The following is a 16652-nucleotide window of genomic DNA, read 5'->3' as shown; positions in this document are numbered from 1 at the left end:
AGCTCTCGCGTGGGCGCCCGCGCATATTATTCCGGGAATTGTGTTTGGCGCCTCTCTGCAGTTGCCCGGTGCGGTGACATTCCGGCTTTCCATCCTGCTCGCGTTGTTCGTTGCCGTCGTGTGGGGCGTCGTGCGACTCGTTCGGTTGGGGGTCTCCGGAGGCGCGCGATGGGGCGACGCTGTCGGCTCGGGACTGACGAGATGGGCGGCGCGGACAGACAACCGAGCGAGCCGCTCGTTCTTCGGATACTTGTCCCGGAGCAGCCAGAATTGGGGGGGGGAAATGCAGGTAGGATTGTTCCATGGCGCATCGTCGTGTTGATGAGGCAAGAGCGGGAAAGGCTCGGACACGTCGGAGGCGAATGCTGACCCAGCGCGCCGGATTGATACAGGAGTTACCACCTGTAACCGAACGCGAGCGACGAGTTTGACGCGTCGGACATTGCTGTGGCCACGGTTCATGTACACCGCTATCTCGATAACTAATCTGCACTTCCGTTGGAATGATATCCAAAGAAGGGAGCGGGCCTGCCGGAATCAGTGGCCTACTTCCTCGCCTGCGTTGCGGTCAAATCTACCAAAGCGCAGCGCTAAGGTCGGCAGTATCAGCAGGTTCAGCACGGTCGAGGTGAAGAGGCCGCCCAGAATCACAATCGCCATCGGACCTTCCACCTCGTTGCCTGGCTCGCCGGACTGTAGCGCCAGTGGCAACAGACCCAGCCCGGTAACGAGCGCTGTCATCAGGATAGGCGCCAGCCGCTCCTTCGCGCCCAACGTTGCGGTGTCCAGACTCCACGAATGGCCCTCTACGTTGACCAAATGCTGGTAATGCGAAATGAGCATGATGGAATTGCGCAGCGTGATGCCGAACAGCGTGACGAATCCCACCATGGAACCCAGCGAAAGCAAGCCGCCCGTCGCAAAGACAGTGAGCGCCCCGCCGACCAAAGCGAAAGGGAGATTGGTCAAGACCAGCAATAGCCCACGCCAACTGCGCAGGGCGAGGTAGACCAGCAGGCAGATGACAACGGTAGCGATGCCAAAGTACATCGCCAGGTCCCGTTGCGCGCGTGCCTGCGCCTGGGCCTCGCCGGAGAAGACGATGTAGTAGCCCTTTGGCAGCTTTACGTCGGTCGCGATGCGTCGTTGCGCCGCATCGACGAACTGGCCGACCGACGGACCATTGACCTGGGCGGTGACCGTCTGCAATCGCTGTCCCCCGTTATGCTGGATGAGGTAGCGGCCATCGGTCTGCGCAATGTCTGCGAGGCGACCCAATGGAACGATGAGGCCGTCCGCATTGCGTAGCGGCAATTCGCCAAGCTGAGCAGGGCCTCGCCGGGCCTCCCCGGCCAGTATCACCGCCACATTGGAAACCGCATTGGCTTCATAGACCTGCGCCACTTCGGCACCCTGGTACGCCGTCTGAATGGCTTCCATCACGTCCAGCGGCGAAAAGCCCCAGCGGGTGAGCTGGTCCTGCCGCAGCCGAATGGACAACTGGGGAAGCGTCGGCGGGGCCTGCAGCGTAACCCCGGACGCGCCAGGCGTCGCATTTAGCGTTCCTGATACTTGGCGCGCCAGGCTGTCGAGCACATCCAGGTCCGGTCCGAACACGTTGACGATGACGGGGGCGGTGTACCCGGAGATGGTTTCCTGGACACGCTCGGTCAGGAAGGTCTGAGTCGTAAACGTCAGTCCCGGAAACCCGCTCAGCAGTGAGCGCAACTGAGCAAGGGTCTGCTCCTGTGCCTCGGCACCCAGTCCGGGCTTCAGGTCAATCTCGAACTCGCTGTATTGCGGGCCGAAGACGTCCACACCGCGAGCCGTTCGCCCAACGCGTTGCGCTACGGTGCGGACATTGGGAACGGCAAGCAGGGCCCGGCTGATGCGCTCCCCGATGCGCAAGGATTCCTGTAGCGAGGTGCCGGGCGCCGCCTGCATATGCGTGATGAAATGGCCTTCCCTTAGTTCTGGCAGGAATTCCAGACGATAGAACGGAATTGTCGCAAGCGCCATGAGCACAAGGCTCACGAAGGCGCTGACCACCATGACCCAATGACGTTCCACATGGACGAGCATCGCAGCGTAGTGCGTCTTCAACCATTGGTAGACCTTCGGTTCCTCGGCATCTTCGGTCGCTTGCGGCAACAGCGCGTAGCACAGCGCCGGCGTCAGGGTCAGTGCCACCGCCAGGGACGAAATGATGGCCAGGATATAGGCGGTGCCCAGCGGGGCGAACAGCTTGCCGGCCACGCCGGACAGCGTCAGCACCGGAAGGAAGATGACGGCCACGGTGAAGGTGGCATATATCACGGCACTGCGCACCTCGGTGGAAGCGTGAATGACTACCTGGAGCGCCGATTGAGGATTGCCCAGTCGTATGTTTTCGCGCAGGCGTCGGTGAATGTTCTCGACGTCGATGATGGCATCGTCCACCACCTCACCTAGCGCGATGGCAAGCCCACCCAACGTCATGGTGTTCAGCGGCACCCCGAAGTGATGCAGCACGATGATAGCCATCAGCAAGGACAGCGGAATGGCTGTTGCCGATATGAAGGCCGTCCTGACGTTGAACAGGAAGAGGAACAGGACGACGATGACAAGGGCGGCGCCGACCATCAGCGCCGTTCGCAGGTGGTCGGTGGACGCCACAATGAAATTGGCCGGGCGGAACAGGTCCGGCTGGAGCTGGATGTCGTTGGCCGCGAGCACTGGCCGAAGCGCGGCCAGCGCCTCTTCGACGTTCCGCGTAACCGACACGGTGTCGGCGCGGTACTGGTTGCTGACCATCAACACTACGCCGGGCTTACCCTGAACATTGGCGCCGCTGACGGGAACCTCTTGCCCGACCACAACTTTGCCAATGTCCCCGAGTCGTACCACCGCCCCGTTTTTCTGCAGCAGCACAACTTGTCCCAGTTGTTCGGCGGTTGTGGACTGACCCACGGTATTGAGCACGATACGTTGATTGCCGGTGTCCAGCACGCCAGCGCCACGTATGCCGGTTGCGCGCTGCGTCGCGCCGACTACGTCACGAAGAGAAAGCCCAAGACGAGCGAGCCTTTGCGGGTCGACCTGGACCTGATACTGCTTTACCTCGCCACCATAGATGCCGACGTCAGAGACCCCTGCGCGGCTGAGCAGTCGCGGCTTGAGCGTCCATTCGGCGAAGCTGCGCAAGTCCATCAGTGAACGCTTGTTGGAGGTGAGTCCGACGCCTAGTACCACATTGGTGGATGAACTCAGCGGCGTCATTTTGGGTATCCGCACTCCTGCCGGCAAATCGCCCGCGAGCGTTGCCAACTGTTCCGCCACAAGCTGTCGGGCTCGCAGGATGTCGGTCTGCTCGCTGAATGTCAGGGTGATGACCGAGACCCCCTGTATTGACTGGGAGCGCATGGATTCCAGGCCAATGGAGCCGCCCAGAACGTTCTCGACCCGTTGCGTCACCAGTTGCTCGACCTGCTCCGATGAAAGCCCTGGGGCTTCCGTCTGCACGGTCACCAGCGGCGGCGCAAATTCCGGGAAGACGTCGAGCCTGGTTTGATAGAGCGCATAGATGCCGTAGCCAAGCAGAAGACAGGCAAGGGCGAAGACGACGCCACGCAGGCGTACAGAAAAATCAATGATGGACGTCAGCATCGCTTGGTGGGGTAGACGCCCCGTTATTCGTTCTCTGGTTGGCTACCGGCCTGCGCTCGAGACTCTTCAGACAACAGAAGTTGCGCGCCACGGACGACGACGGAGTCGCCCGGCTTGAACCCTTCGATGGCAAAGAAATCTCCGTCTTGGGGGAAACGCGGGTCGACGGCCCGGCGCTGGAATTGGTCTTTCCCGGTCTGGACGAAGGCCCAGGGCTGCCCGCCATACCAGACGATGGCGCTGGCAGGAATCAGAACTCCGGCCTTTGCCGCCGCCGTTGCTGGTGCCCTGGCGCTGATGCGCGCGCCCGTGGCGAGCGGTGCTGCCGCGCGATAGAAATAGGCTTGGCCCTGGATGCCAGGGTCGACCTGCGGCGCGGCAGACACCAGCCGGGCATCGAACGGGGTAATGTTGTCGCCGGTGGCTTTTAACATCGCGGGTGCGGCCCCGGTTTGACCGCCTGGAAACACGATGCGCAGGAGGACCTCGCGCCGTTCCAGGAAGTGAGCCAATTCCGGGGATGCAGTAGACAATGCCCAACTGGAAACGATGGCGCCATACTGCTGTTGGGCCGAGGCGACTATGCCGCTCATATTGGCTTGTAGCGACTTGACCTTGGCAGTTGCCGCAGCATTCGCAGAGCGTGCCGCCTGCAGCGTCTTCAGCGAGGCGTTTTGGACGTCTGCATAGAGGGCCTGAGTCCGTTCCAGTTCGGCCCGTGCCGCTTCCGCCGCCGCTTTCGCCGATTCGAGGTCGGCCGCGCTCGCGGCATACCGGCTCATGAGGTCCACCAGGGGTTGCAAGTCGATGACTGTCCCGTAGACCGTTGTTCCGGTTGTGGGCTGGATGGCATCAAGGGCTTGCAATTGGATGCCGCTACGGGCCTGAGCCGCATCGTCGACCGTTAGCATGGTCAAGCCGTTTTCGACCGCGACGCGGACCGGACTGCGTACCGGCGCCTCGCGCGCCGCTTCGCTGGCCTGCTCCCCTCGGCTCAGCAGGAAGCCTCCCAGCACCAGCGCGGCCAGAATGGCTGGTAAAAGCAGCTGGAGGCCTTTGAGTAGGGTTCTTCTTGACATGGTCACTTGCGTTCGGGATTCGTGTGTTCGCCGGTTGCCTGCGCAGTAAGCGGGCGCTGCATGGCGTCCTCAAGGCGCCCAACGGCTTGCTGCATCTGGAACGTGGCATCTCCTAGCGCTATTCGGGCGGCGAGTTCAGTTCTTCCGGCAAGCGTGAGCGCCAACCGGTCGACCTGTCCGATGTCGAACGAACGCCGCGTCGCCGCTAGCTGGCGGGACTGAACAGCAAGCTGCGCTTCGTTCTGCCTGACGATATCTCGTGTGACTTGGTAGGCGGCAATCGCGCCGTCGGTCTCACTGAACGCCTGAGCCTCCAACTGCTTTACGCGTGCTTCTGCTTCCAGCCGGCGGCTGCGGGCCTCCGCGATAGGGCCTTCATTACGGTTGAATACGGGCAGAACCAGGCCGGCGAAATCGAAGCCAAGTTTGCGGGCGCCCTGGTCGAATGTATAGCCGGGACCGAGATGGATGTTCGGATACTGCTTGGCCACTTCCAGTTGGAGGGCCGCCTGACTGGCCTCATATTGCGCTAGCCCGGCCTGCACGTCGGCCCGGTTCAGCAAGGCTTGCAGCCGGATGGTTTGGGATGGAAGCGCTGGGTAAGCCTGAACAAACTCCGTCAGGTCCAGGTCGACAGTATCGAGGGCGCTCGCGCGTAGCCCCAGTACAGCGGCCACCTGGACCCGTGCTGCTATGGCCTGCCGCTGTGCCGCAAGCAGGTCGGTCTGCGCTTGCATCACCATCAGCCGCTGCTGATTGACCTCCCATGGGGAGGCGTCGCCAACGGCCAGACGCCGCTCCAGCATTGCGACGGTGCGCTGGTCCAGTTCCAATTGTTGCTGTAGGAGCTGTGTCCGCTCACTGGCGAACCAAAGGTTGAGTAATTGGCTTCGAAGCTGGTTGCGCACACCCCAGGCAATATTCGCAACCTGGAACCGGGCTGCGCTGGACAGATGGGTCGCCTCATCGATTCGGTAGCCGCGCTTGCCGGCTGTTTCTATCGGAATGTCCAGGGCGATGCCGAGCGTCCACGGAGAGTCTCCGCCCTTGGGGTTGAGCGTGCGCTGGAACGGCAACTGCAGGGTGGGATTCGGCCGCTGTGCGGCTGTGGTCACAGCTGCCTCCGTGGTCGCAAGCCTTGAGCGCGACACTTCGAGCTCAGGATTGAAGTAGAGCGCTGCGAGCGTCAGGCTTTCCAGGTCCCACTGGTTGGGGGGCCAAACTTCAGCAGCTCGCGGATAATGCCGCTGAATGAACTCGTGCAGCTCAGGCGATTGCAATGAACGCGCCGTATAGGCATCGGCAACCGAGGCGGTGGACAGCGGGCGTGGGTCGTAGCGGTCAAAGGCGCAGGCAGTGAGAAGCAAACCGACGACAGGCGGGAGCAATCGCCGTGCGAAAGCAAGAATACGCAGCGCTGCGCGCCGCCATTCGGTGCTCGCGGTAGTAGCAGCCTTCATCGCCAGACTTCTCCTTTCGCATTGAGCGGCCGAGGGGTCCCGCGATGGTAGTCATCAAGACTTAGAGAAGACTTAGTTGATGTTAGCAATAAAGCACATTGCGGCGACTGATTCTCTGTACATTTGCAATCAGGCCCAGAAAACTCCACGGTTGTGCTGCTAAGCATCCGCTAAGTCTGGGTGGACATGCTGCGCACCGCAGGCAGACTGGTCAGGCGTCGAAGCAGCAACTGGGGACAAGATGAGAACGCTCTTGGTCGAAGACGACCCGCTTATCGGCGAGGCGGTATGCCAGACGCTACGCGATGCCCGGTACGCCGTTGACTGGGTCACCGACGGAAAACAGGCGTCTTTGGCGGCCTCGACCGAGCAGTATTCCGCCATTCTCCTGGACCTTGGTCTTCCAGGGCAGGACGGTCTGGCCGTGCTGCATCAACTGCGGCAGAGTGGGAACGCGGTACCGGTGCTGGTCATCACGGCGCGTAGTGCGATTGATGACCGCATTGGGGGCCTGGACCTCGGTGCCGACGACTATCTGGTGAAGCCATTCCACGTCGGGGAACTGCTGGCCCGCCTGCGTGCACTGACTCGACGGCGAGGCCAGGAGGTCTCCTCCATCTTGCGCAATGGCGAGCTTTCGCTGGACCAGACAAGCCACGAAGTCTGGTTTCATGGCGCGCAACGGCAGCTGTCAGCGCGGGAGTTCGCACTGCTGCGCGAATTTCTGCTGCGGCCTGGCGCCATCCTCTCTCGGGCCGAGCTCGAGACGCGAATCTATGGGTGGAACGAGGAGGTGGAGAGCAACGCCATCGAGTTCCTTATCCACGGCATCAGGAGAAAGCTGGACGCGGGAGTCATCAAGAATATCAGGGGAGTAGGATGGATGGTGCCAAAGGCCGAGTGAACCGGTCGCTTCTGTGGATGTTGTCGGCATCGATTTGCGGAACAATTCTGCTCATTGGCCTGGTGGCAGCAGCGATGTCGTTCTGGTTCGCTTTCGAGGAGGCGCGTGACCTTCAGGACGATGAGCTGCGGGAGATTGCCTGGTTAGTCTCGCCCGGCAATGCCAAATTTCTGTCCTCGCAGGGTGGGTATAAGCCGGTGGACGAGCCCGAGATGCGCATCTGGGTGCTCAAGATTTCCAAGCTGTCCACACACGTCGTGACGCCAGACCTTTCTCTGAGAGTGTCAGGCGACCTCTCGGACGGCTTTCACACCATCGAGTCGTACGGGCAATCCTGGCGCATCTATATCAGGACGCTTAACGAAGAATACGGCCTCGCGGTGGCACAGCGGACGTCGGCAAGGGACGAAATTGCACGCGACAGCGCGCTCCGTACGCTGATTCCGCTGTTGGTCGTGATACCGATATTGGTCCTGCTGTCGGGTTTTCTGATTCGAATCCTGCTGCGCAAAGTTCAGGAATTGTCCGTGGAAGTGGATAAGCGCGGAGATTCGGATTTGACACCGATTTCCGCGACGGACGTGCCAACGGAAATCCAGCCATTCGTCAATGCGACGAACAGGCTGCTGGAGCGGCTGCAGTCTGTCCTTGCTCAGCAGCGTCAGCTTGTCGCTGATGCGGCGCATGAGCTGCGCTCTCCGGTGACGGCGATGACGCTGCAATTGGAGAATGCGCTGGCCTCGGAGGCCGTGCCCGATACGGTCTTGACCCGCCTCGCGCCGTTGGGGAAGAGCGTTTCACGCATGCGGTCGCTGGTGGAGCAGCTGTTGCTGCTCGCGCAGCAAGAGTCAGCCCAGACGACGGCCAGCCATACCTTCGACGCCAAGGCCGTGGTCATCGATGCCCTGGGGGAGATATTCCCGTTTGCGGAATCCAAGGGGGTTGACCTTGGCCTCGACGTGGGCGAGGCGTTGCAGCTTCGCGGTAGTGAACAGGATTTCCTGGCCTTAACTCGCAATGCCATCGACAACGCGACCCTGTACACACCAACCGGTGGCAAGGTGGATGTGCGTCTGTATCGCAATGGTAATGATGCTGTCTTTGAGGTCGAGGATACTGGCCCTGGCATTCCCAAGGGCGAGCTCACTCGCGTCTTCGACCCCTTCTATCGCGTGGTTGGGTCGGGGCAGCCAGGTAGCGGGCTCGGGCTGGCCATCGTTCGACGCGCGGCGTCGCGGCTCGGCGGTCAGGTCAGCTTGCACACCATCTCGTCGGATGGCAGGACAGGGCTACGGTTCACATATACACAGACTCTCCCGAACGACTAACGGCGGGCTCATGTTCTTGAACCAAGGTCCAGGTCGCGACGAGAAGATATTCCATCTCAAGGAAAGCTGAGGTCGAGCACTGCTTGGCGTCACCATCGAGAAAAAAGATGGCAACGACTGCTTCTGCTAGCACCTTACGCCAGATTCCAAGCGGCATCTGGATGCTGGGCTTCGTCAGCCTCTCCTCATGGATGTGTCTTCTGGAATCATCCATAGTCTGCTGCCGGTCTTCATGGTCACCACGCTCGGTGCGAGCGCCCTGGCGGTCGGGCTGATAGAAGGCGTGGCAGAAGCGACAGCACTGATTGTGAAGGTTTTTTTGGGTGCTCTCAGTGATTATCTGGGGAAGCGCAAGGGGCTTGCTGTGTTCGGCTATGCGCTAGGGGCGCTGTCGAAGCCGTTCTTTGCAATGGCCCCAGGCGTCGGCACAGTGCTGGGGGCACGTCTTACCGACCGCATTGGCAAGGGAATGGGACGCGACCCCGCCAAGGGCGTTCGGGCGGTGGTGGTCGCACAGGTCTACCAGAAATGTATTCTGGAAGACATTTCGGGGCAGGTGGTGCCGGTCACCCACTGAATCGCATGTCCACGCGGCGCTCCGAGCACCAACACCAACATTTCCCGAGTGCCTGGGCCGGACGCCGATGGGAGGAGGCCCAGCCCGCAACAGTCCCGAGTCAGACCCGCTGACCGGCACTCAAGCGCTGCTGGTGGAAAACTGCCTGAAGGTATCTTCTATGCCAAAGTTCTCCCGAGTAAGGGCAGATGGTCGCAAAGAGGGGGAGCATGAGCACGAAGATAGCATCGGCCTGTGTGAGCAGCGCCCGGGCTATCTCAATTCGCAATGCATGCACAAAGCTGAGGTTTGTGCGGCGTCTTGAAACTCCGACGAGGCTCTAGCGTCCGAGGGAGCCTTGTCGGCAGGAATAAGCGAAAAGCCCCAGCGTGCGAAATACGCGGGAGCTGACGCCGACAGCAATACTGCGTGTCGCACTTCGGTGCCGCGTGCACGCATCAGGAGGGCGTCGACAAGGCGAGTAGCAACACCTCTATCCCTGCAGGCCGGTTCAACGGCTACTGAGCGGATGACGATGGATTCCCCATGACGCTCTGCCGCTGCGCAGCCGATGATGCGACCATCGCAATGCGCGACGTGGAAGCTATCAACAATCTTCGTTATGCCTTCTCTGGTTAGGCGGCATTGTTCTAGCAATACAGCTATTTGAGGCAAATCGGCTTGGGAGGCCGAACGGAGGTGGGCGTGGGTTGCCATGATGTTGTCTCCTGCTAGTGCTCAACGTGGCTCCACGAAGCCCGCGACACATCTTATATGTTGCTCACAATCACGACGAATCTCTCCGTGCAATCGCGTGGGGCCGCATGCTACCGTTTGGAATCGTTCCTGGCAACGGTGTGCGGCCACTTCGTCGCCGCAAATTTGCGACGAAATGTATCGGGGCCTTTTCGCGGTGCAGAGAATTTATGCGCCAGGCCGAGGCATCTTCGCTCGCGTGAGTAAGCGAGGCAGACTGCCGAACTGCGGCGGCCCGTTGCGGCGAGATGTGAGGCACGCAAATCGCTTATATCACGAAGTGATGGATTTAATAACTATGCATGGATGCGCCGTGTATGGACGGCGCATGAGATGAGCCCGTGGACGACTTCAAATCATATTGAACCGGGCTCATCGAAGCGCAACGATACGCTCAGTAGCCAGATGTCGAGCCAGCGAGGCAAGAGAAGCGGTGCATGAGCCAGGCGTGCAGTCGCTGACTGTCCTGGCAATCGGTTGAAGTTAGCTGGGGGCTACCGCCGGCGCGACCACGGAAGGAGAGAGACCAGCGGGAGGCCGTCCTCTCCCGAAAATATCTTCGGCAAAAACGAATCCCCAGCAAACCGGCGAGTTTGCTGGGGATTTTAGTGAATCACGCGCCGTTTACCCACGCCTCTGTCGAACGGGCAGCGATTAAAAGGGCTATTTGTACCTGCTGGGCGCGAGCGCCTATAGCTTACGAATCTTTGATGCTTGTGGGCCTTTCTGGCCTTGCGTGGCTTCGAACTCTACTTTCGCGCCTTCCTCGAGCGACTTGAACCCAGCTCCTTGTATTTCCGAATGATGCGCGAACAGGTCTTTGCCGCCGTCATCGGGCGTGATGAAGCCATAGCCCTTCTCATTGTTAAACCACTTCACGGTACCTGTTGCCATCTCATCCTCGAAGCCAAAAGCATGCAAACTTGCATGCAAGGAAAATTGTCAAGACGCTGAACTCTAGTGCAGGACTCGCTGCCGGCAGCTTCTTGTGTCGTTAGCATATCGTGTCGCGCTCCCTAGCGCCAAGGGGTCCCTCGCTAGGGTTTACCTTTGGTGATGGGCAGCGAGTCGCGAAGGCGGGATGCTGGTGGGGTTTGATACAGCCGCCCCTCATGCCGAACGAACCGAAGCCAACCATGTTTATGGTGGACCCAGGGACTTTGCATTACTGCCTCATCTGATATTAAAAATATTCACATCAGAATTAAGTCACTCGATGTTGCCTGGCGCTGGGCACGGAATTGCGAAGGCAGCCACTATGTTTAAAATAGTGTCATTCGTACAGTTAGCCGATGGTATGCCTCGAACCCTTGCGACATACTGCTTGGAGGACATCGTTGCACGTGCGTCGGGAGGCAAGAAAAAAGAATGATAAAAGATATGGGAATCCGCGCGGCCGGGGAATCAGACAAGCAAGCCATTTCGCAGGTGCTCCGTTCCTGCGGTTTGCCTGGCAGCGATGTAGACCCCTCGTCCCGTCTCTACAGTCTGGGCGTCCTGGGTGAGAAGGTAATCGGCTGCGCCTGCGGCGAAATGCTTGGTGGGACGGTCATCATCCCGGCCGTTGCGGTTCTTGACGAGTACCGGGGCCACCAGGTCGCCACGCATCTTGTCAGGGCCATCTTGATGCGTGCCCGTGCCAGTGGCTGCACCAGGGCTGCAGTGCTCACGGCCGAGCATCCCGCGTTCTTTGCCCGCTTCGGGTTCACGCTTACCGCGTTGGACGACATGCCGCAGGAGATGCAGTTGTCGAAGGAATTCCTCCGACGCTTTGGTGCGAGGACGCATTACATGTGCCGTCGACTCGACTGAAGCCCGGTGGCGACTAATGAGCATCGTGATGCTGACAGCAGCGGCGCTGGTTCTTGCCTTGGTCCTCCGTGCGCTATATCTACATATACAGGTGACGCACACAGAGTTGATTCGCCGTGACACGAAAGGTGCGCTTAGCTACGAGGTGCGGCGGCGTGTTTATATGCAGATGCTTCCCTTGCATGTTTCGCGATACCCGGAGCCCAGGGAGGTGCGCACCCGTGTACTTCGGCTTACTGGCGTGGTGCTGTGGCGCAAACCATTAAGCATCGCCCTCCCTGCCGAGGTCTGTGAGCACCTTGGGAATATCTCCGCACAAGAATTTGATAGCAGCTTTCCCCCGTGCTTGCAGTTGGGCCCGTCTCGGGAATGGTAGGTGAGTATGAACTCACCCCTCAATTTCATGGTCGCACCCCCCGTCCATTTGTACTACCTCAATTGAGGTACGGTGCAATTGGGGGAGCCGACAGCCCGGCCAACTATTGACGAACTACGGCCGTGCTATCAGTTGATGATGCGCGTTGATGCCAATCTCACCCCGCACTTTCCCGTGCGCTTTCCTGTCCGAATGGTAGACGACGAGAACGGCGTTGTCGTGCGTAGTTATGCTCGGCGAAATGGTGGTCATAACGGCCTTACCCTTGGCATCGGCCACAAAGTTGTTGTCCGTTCCGTTGCCATCCAGCGGCGTGAAGCCAACCGGTTTTTGGTCAAAATGGTTCTCGAACAGGCTGTAGTGCCCATGAGGTTTCAGGCCCGAAAGAATCACGGTGACTTTCTCCCGCCCATCGGGCTGTGGCGTCAAGATGACCGTGCCTTTGGCGCCAAGCCAAGCGTCGAGGGAAATATCGAGAGGCTGGCCCGATGCGTTCATGACGGGCAGGCTCGGCTCGTCAGAAATCAACGCATTGCGCAAGCCGGCGCTGCGCTTGATACCCTGCGGCCCCACAGCCGCCGGCGCAGATGGCGCAGCAACAAACACCTGCGGGTCCAGTGGCGTCTTCCGGTGCGTCTCATTCGAGAAGAAGGATGCGTGGGTTTCAAAGTTCATCACTTGGCTTTCGCTGCCCGCAAGTGCTCCCACGGCCGAGAAACTTCCCAGTCCAACCAAGCACACAGCAACGGTGCGCTTGAGTATCAGAATCGTTTGTGCATTCATTTATTTTCCTTGGTCGTAAACTCTGCATGGTGGCGCCCCGGCAACTGAATTCAGGTAGCAAGCTATCGTGTTGTCTCGGCAGCGGTGGGATGAGCCGGACTTCACCGGGGGCTATTCGTCCGCCTTCTTTTGACGTTCGGGTTCGCCGACGGCACGGCGGAGCTCGCTGTCCTCAATAATCCCTTCCCAGCATGCGGGGCATTTCAGTGCCCTTAGTAATAAGGACGACCAGGATGCGCGAGCATCTATCCCAAGAGCAAGAGGGATTAAGTCAGCTTTGTGGCAGATGGGGCATAGCATGGGCGGTGACGAGTTAGCAGGTGGCAGACGCGCTGGTCGACGAACAGCATAAACCCGGCTGTTGCTGCATCGGGGTGCACATATTGGTGCCATACGAGCAAAAAACGCAGCAGTCGCCGGCCTTTGGCTTCAGCACGGCATTGCATCGCTCACACTCATAGAACCACTGGCACGCATCGGTCGGCATGGTCTCTTCTTTACTGTGACCACAGTGGGGACAGGTGATGATTGATTGCAATTCGACGCTCATCGTGGCTCCTGCCTGACAGTAGACGGGTACCCAGCTTGGGCGGTAGCAGCGGTCAAGGCTTCCGTAGACGCCTTCGCCGGGTCGTATGTGACGACAGCGCGTTTGGTCTTGTAATCGACCTTGGCCGATTCGACTCCCGGCACCTTCTCTAGCGCCATGCGCACCGTGATTGGGCAAGCAGCGCAATCCATCTTCGTCACGTCGAGCGTGACAACGCGTGCGCTGGCGGCGAGTACGCTCGTCGACGCGATGGCCGCAGCAAGTAGAGTGAGTAGCTTCGTTTGCACGGTAATGTCCTAGTAGAACAGCGGCGCATACAGCGGAAATGCCATCAATGCAGCGGCGCTAAGGGCAACCGTCCAGAATATCGCCCGTTGGCGGCGGCGCACTGCAGGGGCCGCGCATACTTCTTCTGGTTCACAAGCTTCAGATTTCCGGTAGAGGCGATAGAAGGCAAATGCGAATAGCACGACCGCCGCCGAGATGAAGTACGGCTGGAAAGGCTCCAAAGCTGCTAGCCGAGAGCCCCATACGCCGCCAAGCCCAAGCATGACCAGGAGCAATGGTCCGGCGCAACAAGCGGAAGCGCCAAGTGCTGCTGCTGCGCCCGCGAACACTGCGCTGAGGGTAGTCCAACGACTCGTCATTACACTTCCTTTCTTACGTCGGTAAGTGTAGTCTAGGTCCGTAGTTCAGTACGGACGCAAGTGATGGACGAGACATTTTCAATTGGTGAGCTAGCAAAGGCGGCGGATGTGAGCGTTGAAACGATTCGCTACTACCACCGATGCGGTCTCCTGCCGCTACCAGAACGGCCCTATGGCTCGTTTCGCCGGTATCCTCCACAAAGCTTGCAGCGGCTGCGTTTCATCCGCCGAGCTCAGGCACTCGGGTTCACCTTGGACGAGGTCCGCACGCTGCTACAGCTCAACGATGGCGGCTCCTGCGCTACCGTCCGCACGCTGGCCGAACACAAGCTCCGGGTTGTCGAGGAGCGATTGAGGGATTTGCGGGTACTGCGAACCGAATTACGAAAGCTCACAAGTCAGTGCCGCGCAAATCCTGACCAAGCCTCATGCCCATTGGTCGATGCACTTTGCGATGCTGGGTGAGCGCAAGTAACAGCCACATTCAAAGTACTACTTTTTCCCCCAGTTCCTGGAAGGTGGGGCGCTGCACTTCGCAAACGAGCAATGGCATGTCACGTGAAGACATCAATTGGTATGCCTGCGTTTCCAAACTTTTGGGCGAAGTCATCGACCGTTCGGCGAGCCGCCGAAGCGTTTATATAAGAGGTGGTCTAGTGACCAGTTTCCGGCTCCTCGGCAAAGTAGAACCAACAGCATGGCCGCCCACTGGATATGCGTAGGCCAAGCCAGCGGATACACGAATACCTCGATAACGGCAGTCATACCGAGCAGCACCAGTGCCACGGGGCGGGTTGCCAAGCCCAAAACAAGTAAAACCGGTGCGGTTAGTTCGATTGACACTGCTATATAGGCGGCAATCTCGGGGGGAAACAACGGCACTCGGTACTCCTCTCTGAAGAGTTCGAGTGCGGCATTCCAATCCGCCAGTTTGGTCATCGCTGAATTCCAAAAGACGGTGGCAACCGCAAGCCGCAGCGGGAGCGCCAGCAGTGTATGAGGAACCCGCTCCAGCCACGCAATGGCGCGGAGCATGCGGCTGGCCGGCCTTCGTGAGTCAGATTGATATGTCTTTGTCATCTGACTAAACCTCACACAATTGGCTTGTATGGCTGCCCAGAAAGGCGAACACCCGCAAAGCATCCCGACGCCAGCAGAGATGCAAGCCATACAGGTGCTTCGTCAGGAGGCGCTTGCACTAGCGCATCGCTTAAGGGGCGTCCTTCGAGCAATGCAGTTGTGAATGACCATTGCCACGCGCCAATCCGCTTAATATCGACGCCGGAAGTGCACCGGCAAACATACAGGGAGACGGGACCAGCGGCCAGATTGATGCTCGCCAGCGCGCTGTCATCTCGTGTCAAAACTGCACTCCAGATAGCATCCACCGGATAGGCAGACTGGAGAAGGCGTACTGCGGGGTTCGGCAAGAAGCAAACTTGTTGCAGCTCCGCTTCGTCCAATTGTCGGAGGCGCCCCAGGTCGAGAGGGTTCGTGTCTGGCGCATGCAACACTTCATTCACTGGCCATTCCAGCCGCGCTGCATCTGGCAGGTAGACAAGCGACTCCGCCTGAGGCATCTGCTCTAGGAAATTGGGGAACGCTCCGCCATAGCCATCTAGTTGGGCGCTTGCAGGCGGGTTATGCTCGATGAACTGTCTGGCGGCTCCTTCGAAGAACTCGGGTCCGACCAGCGCTTGCACGGCCGGATAGGCGAGTCGTAGCGCCGTTAGTAGCGCGCCAGTTGCGGTGTTGCGATAGATGCCGAGCCATGCCTGCGGTTCCAGGCCGTCTGGCACCACGTACCTGGACGCGTCGCCATCGGCTAGGCCGAGAAAATCCCGCCGGACCGCGTGTTGCAATTCAAGCAGCGTTGGTACGGAGGTTGTCATTTCGCTGTCTCTCCATCGCTGCTTGGGCAAGTGCCGATTCTTCCATCAGGACGTCGAGAGCCGGCACATCGGTGTCCCATTCAATCAGTGTGGGAACCGGCCCAAAGTGCTTGAGGGCCTGTTCAAATAGGTCCCACACCGGTTGTGCGACGCGCGAGCCGTGGTCGTCGATGCAAAGGATACGGCCCTGGTCAAGCTGCCGCACGCTGTGACCGGCCAGGTGAACCTCGGCAACCGCCGATGGTGGCAAGGCATCAAGATACGTCAGTGCATTCCAACCGTGATTGTGGGCACTGACGTAGATATTGTTGACGTCGCACAGGATGCCGCATCCAGTGCGCAGAGCGACGTCCGCAAGAAATTCCCATTCGGGGATAGTCGAGTGCCGGAAGCGTAGGTAGGTTGAAGGATTCTCGACCAGAATGCGCCGCTTCAGATAGGTCTGCACCTGGTCGACGTGCCTGCAAACAGTGTCCAGCGCTTCCTCGGTTAGCGGTAGGGGCAGCAAGTCGGCAAAATAAGTACCCCCACTGATGCTCCATGACAGATGCTCGGAGACCAACCCTGGTTCTACACGCTCGATGACGCTGCGCACGCGCTCGAGATGTCCTACTTCTAAGCCTTCCGCACTGCCCAAGGACAACCCGACGCCGTGCAGCGAGATTGGATAGTCTCGTCGAATGGCGTCCAGGTACTCCGGGGCGCTGCCTCCGCCCATGTAGTTCTCGGTATGCACCTCAAACCACGCGATTGACGGGCGCTCTTCAAGTACCGCCTGGTGGTGTCGGAAGCGCAGTCCGACTCCGGCTCGCGCCGGAATCGGGCCGAGTGCGCGCTGCGATGCGGCTGAAGCGGAATTCATGA

General features: G+C 59.6%; 16 protein-coding genes and 1 pseudogene. 5 read left to right on the top strand and 12 right to left on the bottom strand.

The genetic code is table 11. The features are described 5' to 3' along the window. Positions 1–537: 537 nt before the first annotated feature. The 3 genes from ACREYQ_RS13420 to ACREYQ_RS13410 are packed head-to-tail and all read right to left on the bottom strand — an operon-like array spanning position 538 to position 6184. Positions 538–3645, bottom strand: a complete 3108-nt coding sequence (locus ACREYQ_RS13420; RefSeq protein ID WP_432258072.1) for an efflux RND transporter permease subunit — start codon at positions 3643–3645, stop codon at positions 538–540. 23 nt (positions 3646–3668) lie between these two features. After that, a complete protein-coding gene (locus ACREYQ_RS13415) occupies positions 3669–4724 on the bottom strand; it encodes a metal transporter (protein ID WP_432258071.1) in 1056 nt (351 codons plus the stop codon). A gap of 2 nt (positions 4725–4726) precedes the next feature. Beyond that, positions 4727–6184 carry a TolC family protein gene (locus ACREYQ_RS13410; protein ID WP_432258070.1) on the bottom strand — a complete coding sequence of 486 codons (1458 nt, stop codon included), beginning with the start codon at positions 6182–6184 and terminating at the stop codon, positions 4727–4729. A 241-nt stretch (positions 6185–6425) separates the two neighbouring features. On the opposite strand from ACREYQ_RS13410, the gene ACREYQ_RS13405 reads away from it, so the two are divergent. From ACREYQ_RS13405 to ACREYQ_RS13395, 3 genes and pseudogenes are all read left to right on the top strand, one after another. Then, entirely contained in the window at positions 6426–7088 is a 663-nt protein-coding gene (locus tag ACREYQ_RS13405) for a response regulator (RefSeq protein ID WP_432258069.1), read from the top strand. Further along, positions 7064–8416: an ATP-binding protein gene (locus ACREYQ_RS13400; RefSeq protein WP_432258068.1), complete on the top strand. Its 1353-nt coding sequence runs from the start codon at positions 7064–7066 to the stop codon at positions 8414–8416. The genes ACREYQ_RS13405 and ACREYQ_RS13400 overlap by 25 nt, the downstream gene beginning before the upstream one ends. A 107-nt stretch (positions 8417–8523) precedes the next feature. Further along, positions 8524–8900: pseudogene (locus ACREYQ_RS13395) on the top strand (MFS transporter); the annotation flags it as partial. Positions 8901–9245: 345 nt separating this feature from the next. Here the strand turns inward: ACREYQ_RS13395 and ACREYQ_RS13390 are convergent. After that, positions 9246–9689: a GNAT family N-acetyltransferase gene (locus ACREYQ_RS13390; protein WP_432258067.1), complete on the bottom strand. Its 444-nt coding sequence runs from the start codon at positions 9687–9689 to the stop codon at positions 9246–9248. A gap of 729 nt (positions 9690–10418) precedes the next feature. Further along, complete coding sequence (locus ACREYQ_RS13385; protein WP_432258066.1) at positions 10419–10622, bottom strand: cold-shock protein; 204 nt, start codon at positions 10620–10622, stop codon at positions 10419–10421. A 474-nt stretch (positions 10623–11096) separates the two neighbouring features. Between ACREYQ_RS13385 and ACREYQ_RS13380 the strand changes: the two genes are divergently transcribed. Continuing rightward, the gene (locus ACREYQ_RS13380; protein ID WP_432258065.1) at positions 11097–11540 is read left to right on the top strand and encodes a GNAT family N-acetyltransferase; all 444 of its coding nucleotides are present in this window, start codon (positions 11097–11099) and stop codon (positions 11538–11540) included. A gap of 490 nt (positions 11541–12030) precedes the next feature. Here ACREYQ_RS13380 and ACREYQ_RS13375 read toward each other — a convergent pair whose 3' ends face one another. From ACREYQ_RS13375 to ACREYQ_RS13360, 4 genes are all read right to left on the bottom strand, one after another. Further along, a complete protein-coding gene (locus ACREYQ_RS13375) occupies positions 12031–12699 on the bottom strand; it encodes a hypothetical protein (protein ID WP_432258064.1) in 669 nt (222 codons plus the stop codon). 313 nt (positions 12700–13012) lie between these two features. Continuing rightward, positions 13013–13249, bottom strand: a complete 237-nt coding sequence (locus ACREYQ_RS13370; RefSeq protein WP_432258063.1) for a GDCCVxC domain-containing (seleno)protein — start codon at positions 13247–13249, stop codon at positions 13013–13015. Next, positions 13246–13536 (bottom strand): mercury resistance system periplasmic binding protein MerP, encoded by a 291-nt coding sequence (gene merP, locus ACREYQ_RS13365; RefSeq protein ID WP_432258062.1) that lies wholly within the window; start codon positions 13534–13536, stop codon positions 13246–13248. Before merP ends, ACREYQ_RS13370 begins: the two co-directional genes overlap by 4 nt. Positions 13537–13545: 9 nt before the next feature. Then, positions 13546–13896 carry a mercuric transporter MerT family protein gene (locus ACREYQ_RS13360; protein WP_432258061.1) on the bottom strand — a complete coding sequence of 117 codons (351 nt, stop codon included), beginning with the start codon at positions 13894–13896 and terminating at the stop codon, positions 13546–13548. Between the two features lie 63 nt (positions 13897–13959). Here ACREYQ_RS13360 and ACREYQ_RS13355 point away from each other — a divergent pair, with 63 nt between their 5' ends. Beyond that, positions 13960–14361 (top strand): MerR family transcriptional regulator, encoded by a 402-nt coding sequence (locus tag ACREYQ_RS13355; protein WP_432258060.1) that lies wholly within the window; start codon positions 13960–13962, stop codon positions 14359–14361. A 141-nt stretch (positions 14362–14502) separates the two neighbouring features. On the opposite strand, the gene ACREYQ_RS13350 is transcribed toward ACREYQ_RS13355, so the two are convergent. The 3 genes from ACREYQ_RS13350 to bufB are packed head-to-tail and all read right to left on the bottom strand — an operon-like array spanning position 14503 to position 16650. Next, positions 14503–14931, bottom strand: coding sequence for a DoxX family protein (locus tag ACREYQ_RS13350; RefSeq protein ID WP_432258059.1), 429 nt, complete (start codon positions 14929–14931; stop codon positions 14503–14505). A 56-nt stretch (positions 14932–14987) separates the two neighbouring features. Then, positions 14988–15788 (bottom strand): HvfC/BufC family peptide modification chaperone, encoded by an 801-nt coding sequence (locus tag ACREYQ_RS13345; RefSeq protein ID WP_432258058.1) that lies wholly within the window; start codon positions 15786–15788, stop codon positions 14988–14990. Next, on the bottom strand, positions 15760–16650 hold the full coding sequence (gene bufB / locus ACREYQ_RS13340) for an MNIO family bufferin maturase (protein ID WP_432258057.1): 891 nt from the start codon (positions 16648–16650) through the stop codon (positions 15760–15762). Before bufB ends, ACREYQ_RS13345 begins: the two co-directional genes overlap by 29 nt. Positions 16651–16652 lie beyond the last annotated feature (2 nt).

It is taken from the genome of Cupriavidus sp. TMH.W2 (assembly GCF_050847365.1).
Classification (GTDB): domain Bacteria; phylum Pseudomonadota; class Gammaproteobacteria; order Burkholderiales; family Burkholderiaceae; genus Cupriavidus.
This window is presented reverse-complemented; position numbering and strand designations above follow the sequence as displayed.